The sequence below is a fragment of the Gaiella occulta genome, assembly GCF_003351045.1.
GTDB lineage: Bacteria > Actinomycetota > Thermoleophilia > Gaiellales > Gaiellaceae > Gaiella > Gaiella occulta.
Map to the genome: position 1 here is coordinate 1 of NZ_QQZY01000002.1, position 15,845 is coordinate 15,845.

Sequence of the window (15,845 nt, forward strand, 5' to 3'; positions counted from 1 at the left end):
TGGACGGCAAATACCTGCTCTCCAGCTCGGACCCCGACCTGAGCGCGGAGGAGATCGCGCTCGGCTACAAGAACCTGCGCGAAGCCGAACGCTCCTTCCGCGACCTGAAGACCACCTTGGAGCTGCGGCCTGTCTTCCACCGGCTCGAGCACCGCATCCGCGCCCACGTCGTCGTCTGCTGGCTCGCGCTGCTGCTGATCCGGATCGCCGAACGGCAAAGCGGCCGCAGCTGGCGGCGGGTCGCGACCGAACTGCAACGCCTGCACCTCGTCACGCTCGAAGGCCCGGCCGGCGCCGTCCAACAGACCACGGCACCGAGCGCGCCTCAGCAGGCGATCCTGGCCGCGCTCCAGATCGAGCCGCCGCCCCGCATCACCGCGCTCGAACCCGCCTGAACCGCCGCCGGCGCCCCGGATCGCTGTAGGCACACGCCTACCAAGCCGCCAGACCGCTAAAACACCTGCTCAGAAGCCACTTCTACACCGTCAGCATGCCCATCGACTGCGGAACTCCGGCCAGAGCTTCCGGTGCCATCGGCCCGGTTGGCGGAGCTAGTGCGCCGTCTGCAAACGTTCGAGCCGCAAGGGGCGCGCGAGGCGCGCCCGTTCAGGATCATGTCGCCCGGCCGCTGCGCAGCCGGGCGTCGTGCAGCGAGCATCGAGTGCGGCGTCTCGCACCAGGGCCTTCCGGTCGGCTGGCGCTACACGTTCGCTGTCTGCGGAGGAGGGGTGCGGCGCCGAGGCGGCGTTGCGGCGGATACGGTGGAGGGCGATGGCGGCTCCGGGCTTCGTCGACGTTCACGCACACGTCGTGCCGTCCGGCGATGACGGCGCCGCCTCGATCGAGCATGCGCTCGAGCTCTGCCGCATCGCGGTCGACGCCGGCACGCGCGTGCTGTTCGCGACACCCCACGCGCACGCGCCGTGGGACCGCTATCCGCTCACGCCGGCGCGGCGGCGCACCTACGACGACGCGTTTCCCGTCGTCCGCGACGCCGTCGCCGCATGGGGGCTCGAGCTGCGCCGCGGCTTCGAGGTGTTCCCGACCGTGCTCGATCACGACGTCGACCCGCGCGACTACCGGCTCGACGGCACCGACGCCGTGCTCCTCGAGTTCCCCGGCTGGTGGCTCGACTACCCCGACCCGATCCCGATGCTCGTCGAGGCGGGCCGGCGCGCCGAGGCCGCCGGCCTCGTTCCCGTCCTCGCCCACCCGGAGCGCTGCCCCGCCGTCAGCGACGATCCCTCCATCGTGCGTCCGCTCGCCGAGCGGGGATGGCACCTGTGCCTCAACGCCCCGTCGCTTCTCGGCGACCACGGCGGCACCTCGGAGAAGGCGGCCTGGCAGCTGCTCGAGGACGGGGTCGTGACGATCGCCGCCTCCGATGCGCACGGGCTCGAGCGGCCGCCGCGGCTCGACCTCGCCTTCCGCGCGGTCGAGCGACGCTACGGGCGCGAGGCGGCCGTGCCGCTCTTCGACGGCAGCGTGCTGCCATGGGCGGATCGAGGCGCTGCTACCGTCGTCGTCTAGGAGCGGACATCTCGTCTGCGCCCCGACGAAAGGCGGACGGCCGATGCAGGGGACGATGCTCTGGTTCAACGACGTGAAGGATCTCGGTGTGATCGAGACGGAGGAGGACGGGCGCTTCGACGTCTTCGGGGAGGATTTCGAGCCGGGGCACAAGCCGGTCGGGCGCTGCAAGGGCACCCCTGTCACGTTCACCGCCGACGATGAGCAGCGGCGGGCGCTGCACGTCTCGGTCGTCCCCGAGCCCATCACCAAGCGGGCACGCTCGCACCGTCGCGGCGGCTAGTCGCGGGGCGTCTCGGACGAGCGCCGCTGCTCCGCCGGCTGCCCCGGCGGCGCGGCGCGAGGCGCCTCGGGGTCGTCGCCCGCCTCGAGCATCCGGCGCGGGTCGACCTCGGCGACCGCGTCCTTCACCTCGCGCACGCCGGTGCCGAGCCGGCGGGCCACCTGCGGCAGGCCCTTGCTGCCGAAGAGCAGCGCCACGATGCCGAGCAGGATCACGATCTCCCACAGTCCGAGGCCGAACGGCATGCCGCGATCCTACAGACGCCAGTCGACGGGCTCGCGGCCGTCGCCGACCAGCAGCTCGTTCGCGCGGGAGAAATGCCGGCAGCCGAAGAAGCCGCCTGCGGCGCTATAGGGCGACGGATGCGCGGCGCTGAGCACGTGGTGGCGGGAGCGATCGACGACGCCGCCCTTCTGCTGTGCGTACTTCCCCCACAGCAGGAAGACGATGCCCTCGCGTCGCGAGGACAGTTCCGCCACGACCCTGTCGGTGAAGCGCTCCCAGCCCTTGCCCGCGTGCGAGCTGGGCGAGCGTGGCGCGACGGTCAGCACCGCGTTGAGGAGCAGCACGCCGCGTCGCGCCCACGCCGTCAGGTCGCCGCTCGACGGCGGCGCGACGCCCAGGTCGGATGCCAGCTCCTTGAAGATGTTCTGCAGCGACGGCGGCTGCGGTACGCCCGGCGGCACCGAGAAGCAGAGGCCCATGGCCTGGCCCTGCCCGTGGTACGGATCCTGGCCCAGGATGACGACACGGACGTCCTCGAACGGCGTCAGCGCCAGCGCGTTGAAGACGAGCGCGGCCGGCGGGAAGAAGCGCCTGCCCGCCTGCAGCTCCGCCGCGAGAAAGGCCCGCAGGTCGCGCATGTAGGGCTGCTCGAACTCGTCCCCCAGCACCGCACGCCAGCTCTCGTCGATCCGTGGCTGCACGTCGCAAGCCTAGAGCCTCGGCGCTGCTACGGTGCCCGCCCGCGAGGGGAGAGACGTGCGCGGGGCGCCGGTTGCGCAGGCCCGGGCGCCGTGATCCCGCCGGCTGTCGAAAACCGCTACGCTGATGCGGAAATCAGAGCGCGGTCCCGGAGGCACGACGCCTCCCTCACCCGTTCGACGAAGGGTGAGAGGAGGTGTTTTTCTATGGCAACCGGAACCGTGAAGTGGTTCAACGACGCGAAGGGCTACGGCTTCATCGCCCCCGACGAGGGCGGCAAGGATCTCTTCGTGCACCACAGCAACATCGCCGGCGAGGGCTTCAAGTCCTTGCCCGAGAACGCAAAGGTCGAGTTCGAGGCGCGCGAGGGCGCGAAGGGCCCCGAGGCGACGAACGTGACGCTGATCTAGCGTCGCGGCGTTCCGGATCGCGCTCCGGGGCGAGGCGTCCGTCCTCGCCCCGGAACGCTCCGACACCGGACCCCACCGAGGGAAGGAGCGTCGCCATCGGAGGCGAGGAGAAGATCGAGATGGAGGGCGAGGTGCTCGAGGCGTTCCCGAGCGGCATGTTCCGCGTCGGCCTCGACAACGGCCACGAGCTGATCGCCTATACCGCAGGGAAGATGCGCCGCTACCGGATTCGCGTGAACCCGGGCGACAGGATCAAGGTCGAGCTGTCGCCGTACGACCTCAAGCGCGGCCGCATCGTGTACCGCTACCGCTAGCGCTTCTTGCCCTTGCGTCCACGGGCGCCGGGCCGCTGCTGCACGATCATGCCCTGTGCTCCGCGCTCGACGCGGCGCCGCTGATCGCGATTGATGGGATCGGGCATCTGACCCTGCTCGCCGACGAGCTCCATGTATGCCCTGCGCTCCGCCGGCGTCAGCACCGCGAGCGCACGTTGAGCCTGCTCGGGCGTCTTGATCTCGCCGAAGCTCTGCATCTTCTTGATCGCGCCGGCGAGCTCGGGGTTCGACTTCTCGTAGGCGGCGACCGACATGCGCTGGAACCAGCGGCGCATGAAGCCGATCTTCGACAGCTGGTTCACGATCGGTCGCAGCGCCTTGCCGCCTGCGACGCGAGCGAGCACGAACACGAGCAGCGTCAGCAGCAGCAGGCTGCCGAGGATGATGAACGGCAGCAGGTAGAGGAAGCTGATCGCGAGCGGCGTGCTCATGCCGGGCGCATGCTAACGAGGATCGTCCACCTGGCGCGGGCGCTGCATCCCGTCCGCCTTACCGGGCCGCTCCCTGCGCGGGAGGATTCCGCCGCTCGTTGCGGAATCAGCGCCCGTGAAAGAGCAGAGCCACAAGGACGAGATGCGCGCGGCGCTGCGCGGGGACTTCGAGCGCCTGCGCTCGCGCCGCGACGGGCCGCTGACGCTCGAGATCGCGCCCGAGCCCGAAGCGCTCCCGGCACAGCCCGGCACCCCCGGGCGGCTCGACCATGTCGCGCACGGCGAGCCGGCGCGTGGGCCCGACGCCGCAGAGAGAGAGCTCGCTGCCTCGCCGCGCTCCGCCTGGCTGCAGCGCCTGCGCGGCCGGCGCTGACCGTCGCGCCGATCGGCTAGCGTTGCGCGCGTGCTTCGTCGCCTCGCGCACCTGATCTGGGGCGCGGAGGTCGACCGCGCACTCCGTCCCGTCCTCGCCGTCACGCTGATCGGCTCCCTCGCGGGATCGAGCGCGTGGAGCTTCATGGGCATCTGGGCGATCGAGGATCTCGGCGCGACCTCCGCCCAGCTTTCCTTCGGCTATCTCGTCGGGGCGATCGTCGCCGGGCTCGTCGGCCACGCCGGCGGCCATCTCTCCGACCACGTCGGCCGCCGCGGGCTCATCCTCGCGGGCGAGGGGCTTCTCGCGATCACCTTGCCGCTGTTCCTGCTCGCGGGCTCCGACGTGCTGCTCGGGTTGGGGTTGATGGTCGGAGCCGGTGCGCTCGGGTCGTTCGGCGGCTCTGCCGGGCAAGCCATGGTCGCCGATCTCGTGCCTCCGGAGCGCCACGAGGTCGCCTATGCGTCCGTACGCGTCGCGGCCAATCTCGGGGTCACGATGGGCCCACCCGCGGGGAGCCTCTTCCTCGTCGCCGGGGGCTGGCACGCGTTCTTCCCCGGAGTCGGCCTGCTCGCGGTCGCAGCCTGGTGGCTCGCGTTTCGCCTCCTGCCCCGTGGCGGCGCCTACGCGCCGACGTCGCCTCCGCAGCGGGGCTCGCTCGGGGTGATCGTGCGCGATCGGCCGTACCTGCTGTTCATGGCTGCAAGCGTGTTCTCGTGGCTCGTCTACGTCGCCTACGAGACCGTGCTGCCGGTGTCGCTCGTCGAGAGCCACGGCCTGCCGACGTGGGGGTGGGGGGTGCTCGTCGTGATCAACCCGCTGCTCGTGACCCTCTTCCAGCTTCGCCTCACGCGCAGCCTCGCCCACGTCTCGATGGTCCCGAAGTGGGTGGCGGGCGTGCTGCTGATGGGCCTGCCGTTCCTCCTGCTCGGCGTCACCTCCGCGATCCCGGTGATCGTCCTCGTGCTCGTGCTGTTCGTGCTCGGGGAGATGCTGTGGGTGCCGACGTCGTCCGCGATCGTGGCCGGTCTCGCCCCGGACGACCTCCGCGGCGCCTACATGGGTGCGTTCGCAGGCACGGCCGCGACGGGATTCGCGCTCGCGCCGTTCCTCGGGCTCCAGGTGCGCGATGCGTCCGGGGACGCGGCGATGTGGTCGGCGTTCGCGGTCGCGGCCGTCGTCAGCGCGGCGGTGGGTGCGACCGTCTGCAGGCGCGCGGAGTCCCGCGCCGCGCCGCCGCCGCCGTCTGCTCTACTGGAAGGGTGAAGCGCGCCGAGCGGGAGACGATCCTCTTCCAGGGCGCCGTCAAGCCGGAGGCGCCGCGCCGCCGCCGCGAGCTTGCGGAGCTCGAGGAGGATCTCGGCTCGAGCCCGCTGCGTGGGCGGCGACTCCCCCTGCGGCTGCGCAACTTCCGCCCGGCGGCCGACGGCTATCTCGCGGCTCTCGGCGGGCCGCTCCCGTACATGATGCGGCTGCGCAGGATCGCCGAGTTGACGTCCGAGCACGAGCGCCGACTCGAGCGGGAGCGGCGCGAGCTCGCGGTCGCGCTTCCCGACGAGGCGAAGTTCCGGGATGCCTGGAGGGCAGCGCTCGCGCGCTGGTCGTTCAACGAGGTGAACGACCTGATCGAGCGTCACAACGTCTACTACCCGGCCGAGTCGCGGCTGCCGATGGATCCGCGCACGCGCACGTACGCGCTCGTCAACGGCGAGGACTACCGGCGCCGGCCGCTCGACGCCGCATGGGCGCTGGGGCGCTTCCCGGCCGACCGCGCGCTCGCCCTCACGGGCGCCTAGCGCGAACGAGCGCGTCGATCGCCGGGCGCTCGGCGCCGTCGACCTGCCGCAGCACGCGCTCCGCCTTCACGACCTCGAGGCCGGGCAGCTCGGCCGCTATCTGCTCCGGTGTGAACAGGAGATCGGGATCTTGTGGTCCCCCGTGCCCTTCGCTCAGGTTGCGCAGGTCGTGGCCGACGAGCAGGAAGGTGCCGCCGGCGGCGACGGCCGCGGCCGCGCGTTCCAGCACGACTCTGCGCTCCGCCGCCGGGATCTGCAGGTAGAGGACGAGCACGAGGTCGAACGCGCGCGCCGGCGGCTCCCAAGCGGTGACGTCGGCGTGGACGAGCGTCGGCGCGACGCCGCGCCGGGCAGCGATCCGCCGTGCCTTGTCGAGCGCCACCTCGGCGTAGTCCACGGCCGTCACCTCCCATCCGCGCTCGGCGAGCCAGAGGGCGTTGCGACCCTCCCCGCAGGCGAGGTCGAGCGCGCGCCCCGGCGCGATGTCCTCGGTCTCCGCGACGAGGAAGCGGTTCGGGGCTGCGCCCCACACGAGCCCGCTCTCGGCATAGCGGCGGTTCCAGTCGTCGCTCCTCACGTCGTCGCCGCCCGGGTCGCTGTGCCGAGCGTCGGGCCGAGGGCGGCGCCGCGAAGCACGCCGGCGGGCAGCGTCGAGAGACCGAGGTCGTCGACATGCCCGGGAGGCAGCGGAACTGTCATCCGAAACACCATCGCGTCGACGAACACGATAGACCCGGCGCGGCCGGCGGCGCGGCGCATGGGCGAACGTCGTTCCCACCCGGACGCGTGCGTCCGCACAGGAGCACGACGAAATGCACCGAGCCGGTGGCCCCCTCGTCCGGCTTTCCGACTGACCTCCGCCGAAGCGGCTGCCGGTCGGAGAGCCATCAACCTCGGGCGCTCCGTACTCGGTGCACGCCGCACACTACGGCGTGCCCGGAACGCCGTCAAGAGCCCGCTGGAAGAGATTTCCGCAATTTGCATACGTTTGCTGGAGAGCAGAAGAAAATTGCGCTCTCTCCGGCATGCTCTACAAAGGCGGGACCAGCAGTTCACCGAGCCGGGAGCGCTTTCGTCCACCGCCCCGGGTGACCTTCCGCTTCCGCGTACCGCCTCCCGGTGAGGCTTCGTCCTACTCGCGCCCCGTGCTCGGCGCAGTCGTGAATCTATGCTGGAGCGCCGGTCCCGATCAAGGGTGCCGGCGGATGGACTTCCCGCAAATTGCGAACGTCTGGAGAGACCATGACCGGAAAGCACGTCGTCGTCACCGGGGCCGGCACCGGAATCGGTCGCGCCGTCGCCCGGCGGCTCGCGCGCGACGGCGCCTCGCTCACCCTGCTCGCGCGCGACCGCGGGCGCCTCGAGGCCGTCGCCGCCACGCTCGACGTCGCGACCCATGTCGTGTCGTGCGACATCACCGACCGCACCCGGGTCGACAGGGCCTTCGCCGGGGCGAGCGAGGCGCTCGGCCCGATCCATGCGCTCGTCGCGGCGAGCGGCATCGGCGGCCCGAACGGCGACGGCCCCGGCGACCGGTTCGACGAGATCGTCCGCGTGAACCTCGGCGGAACCTACTCCTGCGCCCGCGCGTCCGTCCGGCACCTGGCGCCGGGGCCGGATGCGCGCCATCTCGTGGTGATCTCGTCCATCCTCGCGCGCATCGCCGTGCCTGCCTACACCGGCTACAGCGCGTCGAAGGCGGGTCTGCTCGGCCTCGTGCGCTCGCTCGCCGCCGAGCTCGCCCCCGGCAACGTGCAGGTGAACGCGATCTGCCCCGGGTGGGTCGACACGGACATGGCGTGGCAGGGGCTGGACGCACTCGCCGAGGCAATCGGAGGCACGCGCGAGGACGCGTACCGCCGCGCGATGAGCGAGGTGCCGATGGGCCGCATGTCCCAGCCGGACGACATCGCCGGCACGGTCGCATGGCTTCTCTCGCCCGACGCGCGGGGTGTCACCGGGCAGGCAATCGACCAGAACGGCGGTGCCTGGACGGGCTGATCGCGACCGTCCCGTCGACGCCGCGTCGCGAGACGGATCGGGGGCGCCGCAAGGCGCCCCCGATCCGTCGGACGGTGCTGCGAAGGCCTCTAGGCGCCTTCGTACTGCGTGTCGGGCGGCACGTCGAACTGCGCCGACCCGACCTCCTCGAGCTGCTCGAGCTCCTCGTCCGTCCCCATGCGGACGGGGCCCTTGAACCAGCGCTTCGCCGACAGCACCCACCAACCGCCGAACAGGAGGAACGCTCCTCCGACGGTGATGGGGGCGTAGTTGAGCACGTTCCAGTCGAACGCGTCGTTCCACGGGATGCCGGCAGGTGCGATCGGAGCGATGAAGAGGATGCAGATCAGCGTCACCCAGACGATCGCGATCCAGTCGATCACCTTGTAGGAGCCGCCGAGCGTCCACGCTCCTGTCTCGAACCGCTCGCCCAGGCGCAGCCGCAGGATCACCGGCAGGATGAAGGCGATGTAGAGCCCGATCACCGCGATCGAGGTGCCGACCAGGTAGCCGACGACCGCGTTCCACAGCGTCGGCACCATCAGCAGCCAGGCCGCGACCGAGATCCCGAGCACCGAGATCTGCGGCACGCGGTTGCGGGCAACCTGCCTCCACAGCTGGTGTCCGGGGACGGCGCGGTCGCGCGAGAACGCGAACAGCATCCGCGAGGCGGAGGTCGTCGACGCCGTGAGGCAGAACATCTGCGCCACGACGGCGATCAGGAGGAGGAACTCCGCCCAGCTCTGACTCGTCGACTGGGTCCAGATGTAGACGACGGCGTTGCCGCCTGCGTCGAGCACGCCCTGCGTGTCGGGGATGGCGAAGGTGACGGCGAGCAGGAGGATCCACCCGAACACCATCGAGACGAACACCGACATCCACATGCCCACGGCGGCCGAGCGGGACGCCTGGTGGGTCTCCTCGGCCATGTGGGCGGACGCGTCATAGCCCGTCATCGTGTACTGCGACATCAGCAGGCCGATGCCGAACACATACCAGAACACGATGCTGCTGAAGCCGTTGCCCGAGAAGCCGGAGTTGTTGATCGTCTCGCCGAACACGTATCCGAACGACTGGTGGTTGTCGGGGACGACGATGAGGACGAGCACGATCACGACGACGCCGACCATGTGCCAGTAGGCGGAGACCGTGTTCAGCAGCGACGTGATCCTGACGTTGAACAGGTTCAGGACGAGCGAGATCAACATCACGATCGAGTACATGACGAAGATCCAGTTCGACGAGTTCGGGTAGTCGAACCACAGGTTGAAGAGCGCCGTCGCGAAGATCGCGAGCCCGTAGCCGATCGCGGCGGTGACCGCGATCTGGCCGACGAGGTTGAACCAGCCGGTGAACCAGCCCCAGGCCGGGCTCCCGAGCCTCGATGCCCAGTAGTAGAGGCCCCCGGCGGTGGGGAAGGCCGACGCGATCTCCGCCATGGCGAGTGCGACGATCGTCGACATCGTGCCGACGAGCAGCCAGCCCCATGTCACCGCGACCGGGCCGCCCCAGTTGAACGCGATGTAGTAGGACGTCAGGCTGCCGGCGAGGATCGAGATGATCGTGAAGCTGATGGCGAAGTTCTGGAACCCGCCCATCGCCCGAAACAGCTCCTGCGCGTATCCGAGCTTGTGCAGGAGCTTCTCGTCCTCCGACGTGTGGTACCCGCCGCCTGCGGGTGTGTCGCTCATGTCGCCTCCCTCCTAGATGACCGGATCGCCCCCCGCCTCCCCAGCGGATGGGCCGTGGGCGTATTCACCCCTGCCGGCATGGGCCTTGTCAAGACATGCCATCGATGATCACAGTGAGCGCCCGTGATCGAAGGAGTGTGCTCCCCTGTTCGGACGGATAGTAGGATCGCCCGCATGATCACCTTCGAGCAGTTGCGAGCAGACGTCGAGAGCGGCGCGATCGACACCGTCGTCGTCGCCTTCACCGACATGCAGGGGCGGTTGATGGGGAAGCGCCTGCACGGCGAGTTCTTCGTCGACGAGATGGACGCCGGGCACGGGGTGGAGGGGTGTAACTACCTGCTCGCGCTCGAGATGGAGATGGATCCCGTCCCCGGCTACGCGATCGCGAGCTGGGAGCAGGGATACGGGGATTTCGACGTCCGGCCGGACATGGCGACGCTGCGGCGGATCCCCTGGCTCGAGGCGACGGCGCTCGTGCTCGGCGACGTCCACTGGCACGACGGCTCGCCGGTCGGCCCGTCGCCGCGCCAGGTGCTGAAGGCGCAGATGGAGCGTGCCGCCGCCCTCGGGCTGACGCCGATGATGGGCAGCGAGCTCGAGTTCTACCTGCTGCGGGAGACCTACGAGCAGGCGCACGCCCAGGGCTACGCGGGGCTGACGCCGTCCGTGCCCTACATCCTCGACTACCACATCCTCGCCACGACCTACGACGAGGCGTTCCTGCGCCAGATCCGCAACGGCATGCACGGCGCCGGCATCAAGGTCGAGACGTCGAAGGGCGAAGCGTGGCCCGGGCAGCAGGAGATCAACTTCCGTTTCGCCGACGCGCTCACGATGGCCGACAACCACGTCGTGTACAAGAACGGCGCCAAGGAGATCGCGTTCCTCAACGGCTGCTCGATCACGTTCATGGCGAAGCCGTTCGAGGACTGGATCGGCAACTCGTGCCACATCCACTCGTCGCTGTGGCGCGACGGCGAGCCGTGCTTCCGCGACGACGAGACGCTCTTCTCGCGCTGGCTCGCGGGCCAGATCGCCTGCTTCAAGGAGCTGGCGGTGTTCCTCGCGCCGACGATCAACTCGTACAAGCGCTTCGCGGCCGGCTCGTGGGCGCCGACCACGCTCGCCTGGGGCAACGACAACCGCACCTGCGGCTTCCGCGTCGTCGGGCACGGCGCCGCGCGCCGTGCCGAGACGCGCATCCCCGGCGGCGACGCCAACCCGTACCTCGCCTTCGCGGCCGTGATCGCCGCCGGCCTGTACGGGATCGAGAACGAGCTCGAGCTGCCTCCCGGCCTCGAGGGCAACGCGTACGAGTCGGATGCCGACCGCTTCCCGTCGACGATGCGGGAGGCGATCGCCGCGCTCGAGGCCGGCACGATGGCACGCGGCGCCTTCGGCGACCAGGTCGTCGATCACTACCTCAACTACGCGCGCACCGAGCAGGGGCTCTACGACCGCTTCGTCACCGACTGGGAGCGCAGGCGCTACTACGAGCGTGGCTAGGCTGCGAGCGTGAGCGGACGTCCGATCATCGGCATCACCTCGTACGCGCAGCCCGCGAAGTGGGGCGCGTGGGAGCTGCCGGCGGCGCTCGTGCCGCTCATGTACGTCGAGTCGGTCGAGCGCGCCGGCGGGCGGCCGCTGCTCGTGCCGCCGAGCGAGCACGGCGTCGACGAGACGCTCGACGTGCTCGACGGCGTCATCTTCTCCGGCGGCATCGACATCGACCCGTCCCGCTACGGCGCCGACCGGCATCCGGCCACCGACCCCGCGCAGGCGCACCGTGACGCGGGCGAGCTCGCCCTGCTCGCGGCAGCGCTCGAGCGCGACGTGCCGACGCTCGCGATCTGCCGCGGCTTCCAGCTCCTCAACGTGCTGCGCGGCGGCGACCTCGTGCAGCACCTGCCGGAGACGGTCGGGCACGACCGGCACCGGGAGACGCCGGGCGTGTTCTCGCAGCATCCGGTCGACGTGAAGGAGGGCACCCGGCTCGCCGCGATCCTGGGCGCGCGGCACGAGTCGGTGCGCTCGAGCCACCATCAGGGCGTCGGCAGGGTGGGGGAGGGGCTCGTCGAGAGCGCTTGGGCGGAGGACGGATCGCTCGAAGGGCTCGAGGACCCGACCAGGCGCTTCGCCGTCGGCGTGCTCTGGCACCCGGAGATGGAGGAGGACGACAAGCGCCTGTTCGAGGCGCTCGTCGCCGAGGCGCGGGCCTACCGCGCCGAGCGCCGTGCAGGGTCGGCGTGAAGGCGGGGCAGATCCACCCGCCGCTCGCCTCTGCCGTCACGCCGTCGCTCCGTGGTGTTGAATCAGCGGCATGACACTGATCGTCCGCAACCCGGCCACCGAGGAGGCGATCGCCGAGCTCGCGCAGGCGGGCGTCGAGGAGACGGACGCCGCCGTCGCCCGGGCCAGAGCCGCCTTTCCCGCCTGGCGCGCCGTCTCTCCCGCCGACCGCGCGAGGCTGCTGCGCCGTCTCGCGACGCTGGTCGAGGAGCGGCATGAGGAGCTCTCCCGGCTCGAGTCGCGCAACGCGGGCAAGCCGATCTCGGGCGCCCGCGGCGAGGTCGGCATGGTCGCCCAGGTCTTCCACTTCTACGCGGGCGCGGTCGACAAGCACTACGGCGAGACGATCCCGGTCGCCGGCGGCGTCGACGTCACCTTCCGCGAGCCGCTCGGCGTCGTCGGCCTGATCACGCCGTGGAACTTCCCGCTCAACATCGCGAGCTGGAAGGTCGGGCCGGCGCTCGCGACCGGCAACACGATCGTGATCAAGCCCGCCGAGCTGACGCCGTTGACGACGATGCGGCTCGGCGAGCTCGCGCTCGAGGCCGGCATCCCCGAGGGCGTGCTCAACGTCGTCGTCGGCAAGGGCTCCGTCGTCGGGCAGCGGCTCGTCGAGCACCCCGACGTCGCGAAGATCGGCTTCACCGGTTCGACCGAGGTCGGGCAGCGCGTCATGCAGGGCGCCGCGGCGACGATCAAGCGCGTCACGCTCGAGCTCGGCGGCAAGTCCGCGAACGTCGTCTTCGCGGACGCGGACCTCGAGCGGGCGGCCGCGTCCGCGCCCTACTCGGTGTTCGACAACGCCGGCCAGGACTGCTGCGCGCGCAGCCGCATCCTCGTCGAGCGATCCGCCTACGACCGCTTCCTCGAGCTCCTCGTCGACGCGACGCGCAAGGTCAAGGTCGGCGATCCCGAGGACGAAAGCACCGAGATGGGCCCGCTGATCTCCGCCGCGCACCGCGAGACGGTCGCCTCGTTCGTCGAGCGCGAGCCCGTGTTCCGCGGCGAGACGCCCGACGGCCCCGGCTACTGGTTCCCCTGCACCCTCGTCGAGGCCGGCAACGACGACCGCGTCGCCCGCGAGGAGGTGTTCGGTCCTGTTGCCGCGGTGATCCCGTTCGACGACGAAGCGGACGCAATCCGGATCGCCAACGACACCCCCTACGGGCTGTCCGGCTCGATCTGGACGCGCGACGGCGCCCGCTCGCTGCGGGTCGCGCGCGCGCTCGAGAGCGGCGTGCTGTCGGTCAACTCGAACAGCTCGGTACGCGTCCACACGCCCTTCGGCGGCATGAAGCAGTCGGGGTTCGGGCGCGAGCTCGGCATGGCGGCGCTCGAGGGCTACACCGACATCAAGAACGTGTTCATCTCGACGGAGGGCTGAAGCACATGGCGGGACGTCTGGAAGGCAAGGTCTGCGTCATCACCGGCGCGGGGGGCGGCATGGGCCGCGAGGCGGCGATCGTGTTCAGCGCCGAGGGCGCGAGGGTGTGCGTCGCCGACGTCGCGCTGGCCGCGGCGGAGGAGACCGTCGGGCTGTGCCCGGAGGGCTCGGCGTTCGCGTTCCAGCTCGACGTGGCCGACGAGGCGGCGGTCGAGACGATGATGGCCGCCACGGCCGAACGCTTCGGCGGCATCGACGTCCTCTACAACAACGCGGGTATCTCCCCCGACGACGACGCGTCGATTCTCGACACCTCCGCGGAGGCCTGGCAGCGGGTGCAGGACGTCAACACCAAGGGCGTCTTCTTCTGCTGCAAGCACGGCATCCCGCATCTGCTCGCGCGCGGCGGCGGGTCGGTGATCAACGTCGCCTCGTTCGTCGCGATCCTCGGCGCGGCGACGTCGCAGATCTCGTACACCGCCTCCAAGGGCGCGGTGCTCTCCCTCAGCAGGGAGCTCGGCGTCCAGTTCGCGCGCCAGGGCATCCGCGTCAACGCGCTCTGCCCGGGCCCGATCGAGACGCCGCTGCTGCTCAACATCTTCGGTGACAACCCGGAGGCCTACGAGCGGCGCCGCATCCACTGGCCGATGGGCCGGCTCGGCAAGCCGCGCGAGATCGTCAACGCGGCGCTCTTCCTCGCAAGCGACGAGGCGTCGTTCGTGAACGGCGCCACGTTCGTCGTCGACGGCGGCATCACCGCCGCCTACGTGACTCCCGAATGAGATGAAGCTCGAGCGGGAGCGGGAGAACGTCTTCCGGCTCACGGTGACGGCCCCCGAGCTGTCGGCGCTCGCCGGCGCCGCCAGGCTCACGCTCGCCGCGATGCGCGCCGACCCCGCTGCCCCGCCGGAAGCGGTCGTGCTGCTCGACCGGCTCCTGCGCGACTACGACCGGTCGCTGTCGGGACTCCAGGACGACGACGGGCGCTCCGCGCGCCCGTCGTGAGCCCGCCGCCGCCGCTGCCGCCTAGACGGCGGCCGCCTGCGATGCACGTACGTGTGCCGCGATCTGGTCGAACTCCCGCTTGAACGTGTCCCAGTCGTACCGCTCGGCGTTCAGGTAGGTGCTCCAGCCCATCGTGTGCTTCGCCATCAGCGAAGCCTCCTGGATCTCCTCCTCCGTCGCGCCGAACAGCCGTGCGGCCTCGGTGTGGAAGTACGTGCAGTACTGACACCGTGTCGCGCCGGAGACGGCGAGCCCGATCAGCTCCTTGTACTTGTTCGGGATGGCCGTCTCGGCCAGCTGTAGGTTCTTGAACGTCGTCCACTCGCTCTCGAGCAGGCTTTCGGGAAGCGTCTCCAGGAAGCCGGGGACGATCCCGAGCGTGTCTCGAATGTCGGCGAACACCTCTGCCTTCTTCATGCACCCTCCTCTCGACGCGCGAGGCTCAAGGGGCGTGGCGGGTTGCCGATCATTGTAACGAATGAAGCGAGAAGGCGGGAACATGCGGGCGTCGAACGGCGTTTCCACGTGAACATGTGCATTCGCTGCCGTCACGCCGAGGCGCCCGATCCGCTCGGGTACTGCGCGACCTGCGCCGTGCACGCGCGCATCGAGCTGACGGAGGGCTACCGCCGGCTGGCGCGCTACCTCGGCGCGTGGGCGGCGTTCGACGAGTGGTCGCGCCGCCACGGCGCAGAGCCCGCGAACGGCTAGCGTCAGACGCCGACGACCTGGACGAGCCAGCGCCGGTCACGCTCGCGGTCGAGCTCGAGGAAGAGGATCCGCTGCCAGGTGCCGAGCGCGAGCTCGCCCTCCCGGATCGGGATCGACTCGCCCGCGGGGCCGAGCAGCATCGACATGCAGTGCGAGTGACCGTTGCCGAACTCCTGGTCCTCCTCGCAGATGTTCTCCGTGCGACGGTCCCAGTCGTCATGCGCGTAGTAGTGCTCGGTGGGGACGAGCCGCTTCAGCATGACGGCGAAGTCCTCCAGGAAGCCGCGCTCGAACTCGTTCACGCGGACGGAGCAGGTCGTGTGCGGCGAGTACACGCAGCAGATGCCGTCGTGGACACCGCTCTCACGTACGGCGTCGCGCACCTCGTCGGTGATGTCGGTCACCGTCAACCCACCCGCGGTGCGCAGCTGCACCTCCCGCTGGAACGTCTTCACGTGATCCGTGTCCCTTCCGTCGTCGTCCGCGGCGGCCCGCGCCTGTGCCCGTCATTGTGTCAGTCAGGTGGGAGCGGGCGGAGCGCGAACAGGCTACGCTCGCGCTGCGGGCCCGTAGCTCAGCTGGTCAGAGCAGCGGACTCATAATCCGTCGGTCCCTGGTTCGAGTCCAGGCGGGCCCATACATACCCTTGCATTCGGCGGTCTTGGCTCGAGACCGTGGG

The 15,845-nt window shown here is 70.5% G+C and carries 23 protein-coding genes and 1 tRNA gene; 16 read left to right on the forward strand and 8 right to left on the reverse strand.

What is annotated here, in order from left to right; translation table 11 throughout:
- From Gocc_RS15965 to Gocc_RS03475, 3 genes are all read left to right on the forward strand, one after another.
- Positions 1–395: IS1634 family transposase (locus Gocc_RS15965; RefSeq protein WP_422717976.1), on the forward strand; the 395-nt coding region annotated here is incomplete at its 5' end.
- A 376-nt stretch (positions 396–771) separates the two neighbouring features.
- Positions 772–1,530 (forward strand): tyrosine-protein phosphatase, encoded by a 759-nt coding sequence (locus tag Gocc_RS03470; RefSeq protein ID WP_114795170.1) that lies wholly within the window; start codon positions 772–774, stop codon positions 1,528–1,530.
- Positions 1,531–1,573: 43 nt separating this feature from the next.
- The gene (locus Gocc_RS03475) at positions 1,574–1,813 is read left to right on the forward strand and encodes a S1 domain-containing protein (RefSeq protein ID WP_114795171.1); all 240 of its coding nucleotides are present in this window, start codon (positions 1,574–1,576) and stop codon (positions 1,811–1,813) included.
- Here the strand turns inward: Gocc_RS03475 and Gocc_RS03480 are convergent.
- Together Gocc_RS03480 and ung are read right to left on the reverse strand one after the other, a co-directional pair.
- Positions 1,810–2,058: a Sec-independent protein translocase subunit TatA/TatB gene (locus Gocc_RS03480; RefSeq protein ID WP_114795172.1), complete on the reverse strand. Its 249-nt coding sequence runs from the start codon at positions 2,056–2,058 to the stop codon at positions 1,810–1,812. The genes Gocc_RS03475 and Gocc_RS03480 overlap by 4 nt on opposite strands.
- A 9-nt stretch (positions 2,059–2,067) precedes the next feature.
- Entirely contained in the window at positions 2,068–2,739 is a 672-nt protein-coding gene (gene ung, locus Gocc_RS03485) for a uracil-DNA glycosylase (protein ID WP_114795173.1), read from the reverse strand.
- A 204-nt stretch (positions 2,740–2,943) separates the two neighbouring features.
- Here ung and Gocc_RS03490 point away from each other — a divergent pair, with 204 nt between their 5' ends.
- On the forward strand, positions 2,944–3,147 hold the full coding sequence (locus Gocc_RS03490) for a cold-shock protein (RefSeq protein WP_114795174.1): 204 nt from the start codon (positions 2,944–2,946) through the stop codon (positions 3,145–3,147).
- 95 nt (positions 3,148–3,242) lie between these two features.
- Positions 3,243–3,461, forward strand: a complete 219-nt coding sequence (gene infA / locus Gocc_RS03495) for a translation initiation factor IF-1 (protein ID WP_114795769.1) — start codon at positions 3,243–3,245, stop codon at positions 3,459–3,461.
- Here infA and Gocc_RS03500 read toward each other — a convergent pair.
- Complete coding sequence (locus Gocc_RS03500) at positions 3,458–3,913, reverse strand: hypothetical protein (RefSeq protein WP_114795175.1); 456 nt, start codon at positions 3,911–3,913, stop codon at positions 3,458–3,460. The two genes, infA and Gocc_RS03500, sit on opposite strands and share 4 nt — an antisense overlap.
- A gap of 115 nt (positions 3,914–4,028) precedes the next feature.
- Here Gocc_RS03500 and Gocc_RS03505 point away from each other — a divergent pair, with 115 nt between their 5' ends.
- From Gocc_RS03505 to Gocc_RS03515, 3 genes are read left to right on the forward strand one after another with little or no spacing between them, the layout of a single operon-like run.
- Positions 4,029–4,286, forward strand: a complete 258-nt coding sequence (locus tag Gocc_RS03505; protein WP_114795176.1) for a hypothetical protein — start codon at positions 4,029–4,031, stop codon at positions 4,284–4,286.
- Positions 4,287–4,316: 30 nt separating this feature from the next.
- Positions 4,317–5,552: an MFS transporter gene (locus Gocc_RS03510; RefSeq protein ID WP_114795177.1), complete on the forward strand. Its 1,236-nt coding sequence runs from the start codon at positions 4,317–4,319 to the stop codon at positions 5,550–5,552.
- Positions 5,549–6,082 (forward strand): hypothetical protein, encoded by a 534-nt coding sequence (locus Gocc_RS03515; protein WP_114795178.1) that lies wholly within the window; start codon positions 5,549–5,551, stop codon positions 6,080–6,082. The genes Gocc_RS03510 and Gocc_RS03515 overlap by 4 nt, the downstream gene beginning before the upstream one ends.
- On the opposite strand, the gene Gocc_RS03520 is transcribed toward Gocc_RS03515, so the two are convergent.
- Positions 6,069–6,659, reverse strand: coding sequence for a class I SAM-dependent methyltransferase (locus Gocc_RS03520; protein WP_114795179.1), 591 nt, complete (start codon positions 6,657–6,659; stop codon positions 6,069–6,071). The two genes, Gocc_RS03515 and Gocc_RS03520, sit on opposite strands and share 14 nt — an antisense overlap.
- Positions 6,656–6,841 (reverse strand): hypothetical protein, encoded by a 186-nt coding sequence (locus Gocc_RS03525; RefSeq protein ID WP_114795180.1) that lies wholly within the window; start codon positions 6,839–6,841, stop codon positions 6,656–6,658. Before Gocc_RS03525 ends, Gocc_RS03520 begins: the two co-directional genes overlap by 4 nt.
- Before the next feature lie 483 nt (positions 6,842–7,324).
- Between Gocc_RS03525 and Gocc_RS03530 the strand changes: the two genes are divergently transcribed.
- Positions 7,325–8,083, forward strand: a complete 759-nt coding sequence (locus Gocc_RS03530) for an SDR family NAD(P)-dependent oxidoreductase (RefSeq protein WP_114795181.1) — start codon at positions 7,325–7,327, stop codon at positions 8,081–8,083.
- Between the two features lie 89 nt (positions 8,084–8,172).
- On the opposite strand, the gene Gocc_RS03535 is transcribed toward Gocc_RS03530, so the two are convergent.
- Complete coding sequence (locus Gocc_RS03535; protein WP_114795182.1) at positions 8,173–9,774, reverse strand: amino acid permease; 1,602 nt, start codon at positions 9,772–9,774, stop codon at positions 8,173–8,175.
- A 174-nt stretch (positions 9,775–9,948) separates the two neighbouring features.
- Between Gocc_RS03535 and Gocc_RS03540 the strand changes: the two genes are divergently transcribed.
- From Gocc_RS03540 to Gocc_RS03560, 5 genes are all read left to right on the forward strand, one after another.
- Positions 9,949–11,283 (forward strand): glutamine synthetase family protein, encoded by a 1,335-nt coding sequence (locus tag Gocc_RS03540; RefSeq protein ID WP_114795183.1) that lies wholly within the window; start codon positions 9,949–9,951, stop codon positions 11,281–11,283.
- A 9-nt stretch (positions 11,284–11,292) separates the two neighbouring features.
- Entirely contained in the window at positions 11,293–12,027 is a 735-nt protein-coding gene (locus tag Gocc_RS03545) for a gamma-glutamyl-gamma-aminobutyrate hydrolase family protein (protein WP_114795184.1), read from the forward strand.
- A 70-nt stretch (positions 12,028–12,097) separates the two neighbouring features.
- The gene (locus tag Gocc_RS03550) at positions 12,098–13,450 is read left to right on the forward strand and encodes an aldehyde dehydrogenase family protein (protein ID WP_114795185.1); all 1,353 of its coding nucleotides are present in this window, start codon (positions 12,098–12,100) and stop codon (positions 13,448–13,450) included.
- 5 nt (positions 13,451–13,455) lie between these two features.
- Positions 13,456–14,232: a glucose 1-dehydrogenase gene (locus Gocc_RS03555; protein WP_114795186.1), complete on the forward strand. Its 777-nt coding sequence runs from the start codon at positions 13,456–13,458 to the stop codon at positions 14,230–14,232.
- Between the two features lies 1 nt (position 14,233).
- Positions 14,234–14,455 carry a hypothetical protein gene (locus tag Gocc_RS03560; protein WP_114795187.1) on the forward strand — a complete coding sequence of 74 codons (222 nt, stop codon included), beginning with the start codon at positions 14,234–14,236 and terminating at the stop codon, positions 14,453–14,455.
- A 21-nt stretch (positions 14,456–14,476) separates the two neighbouring features.
- Here Gocc_RS03560 and Gocc_RS03565 read toward each other — a convergent pair whose 3' ends face one another.
- Positions 14,477–14,872 carry a carboxymuconolactone decarboxylase family protein gene (locus Gocc_RS03565; protein ID WP_114795188.1) on the reverse strand — a complete coding sequence of 132 codons (396 nt, stop codon included), beginning with the start codon at positions 14,870–14,872 and terminating at the stop codon, positions 14,477–14,479.
- 114 nt (positions 14,873–14,986) lie between these two features.
- Between Gocc_RS03565 and Gocc_RS03570 the strand changes: the two genes are divergently transcribed.
- Positions 14,987–15,166, forward strand: coding sequence for a hypothetical protein (locus Gocc_RS03570; RefSeq protein WP_147281173.1), 180 nt, complete (start codon positions 14,987–14,989; stop codon positions 15,164–15,166).
- 2 nt (positions 15,167–15,168) lie between these two features.
- Here Gocc_RS03570 and Gocc_RS03575 read toward each other — a convergent pair whose 3' ends face one another.
- A complete protein-coding gene (locus Gocc_RS03575; RefSeq protein ID WP_114795190.1) occupies positions 15,169–15,621 on the reverse strand; it encodes a secondary thiamine-phosphate synthase enzyme YjbQ in 453 nt (150 codons plus the stop codon).
- 108 nt (positions 15,622–15,729) lie between these two features.
- Here Gocc_RS03575 and Gocc_RS03580 point away from each other — a divergent pair.
- Positions 15,730–15,803, forward strand: a tRNA-Ile gene (locus tag Gocc_RS03580).
- Positions 15,804–15,845: the final 42 nt, after the last annotated feature.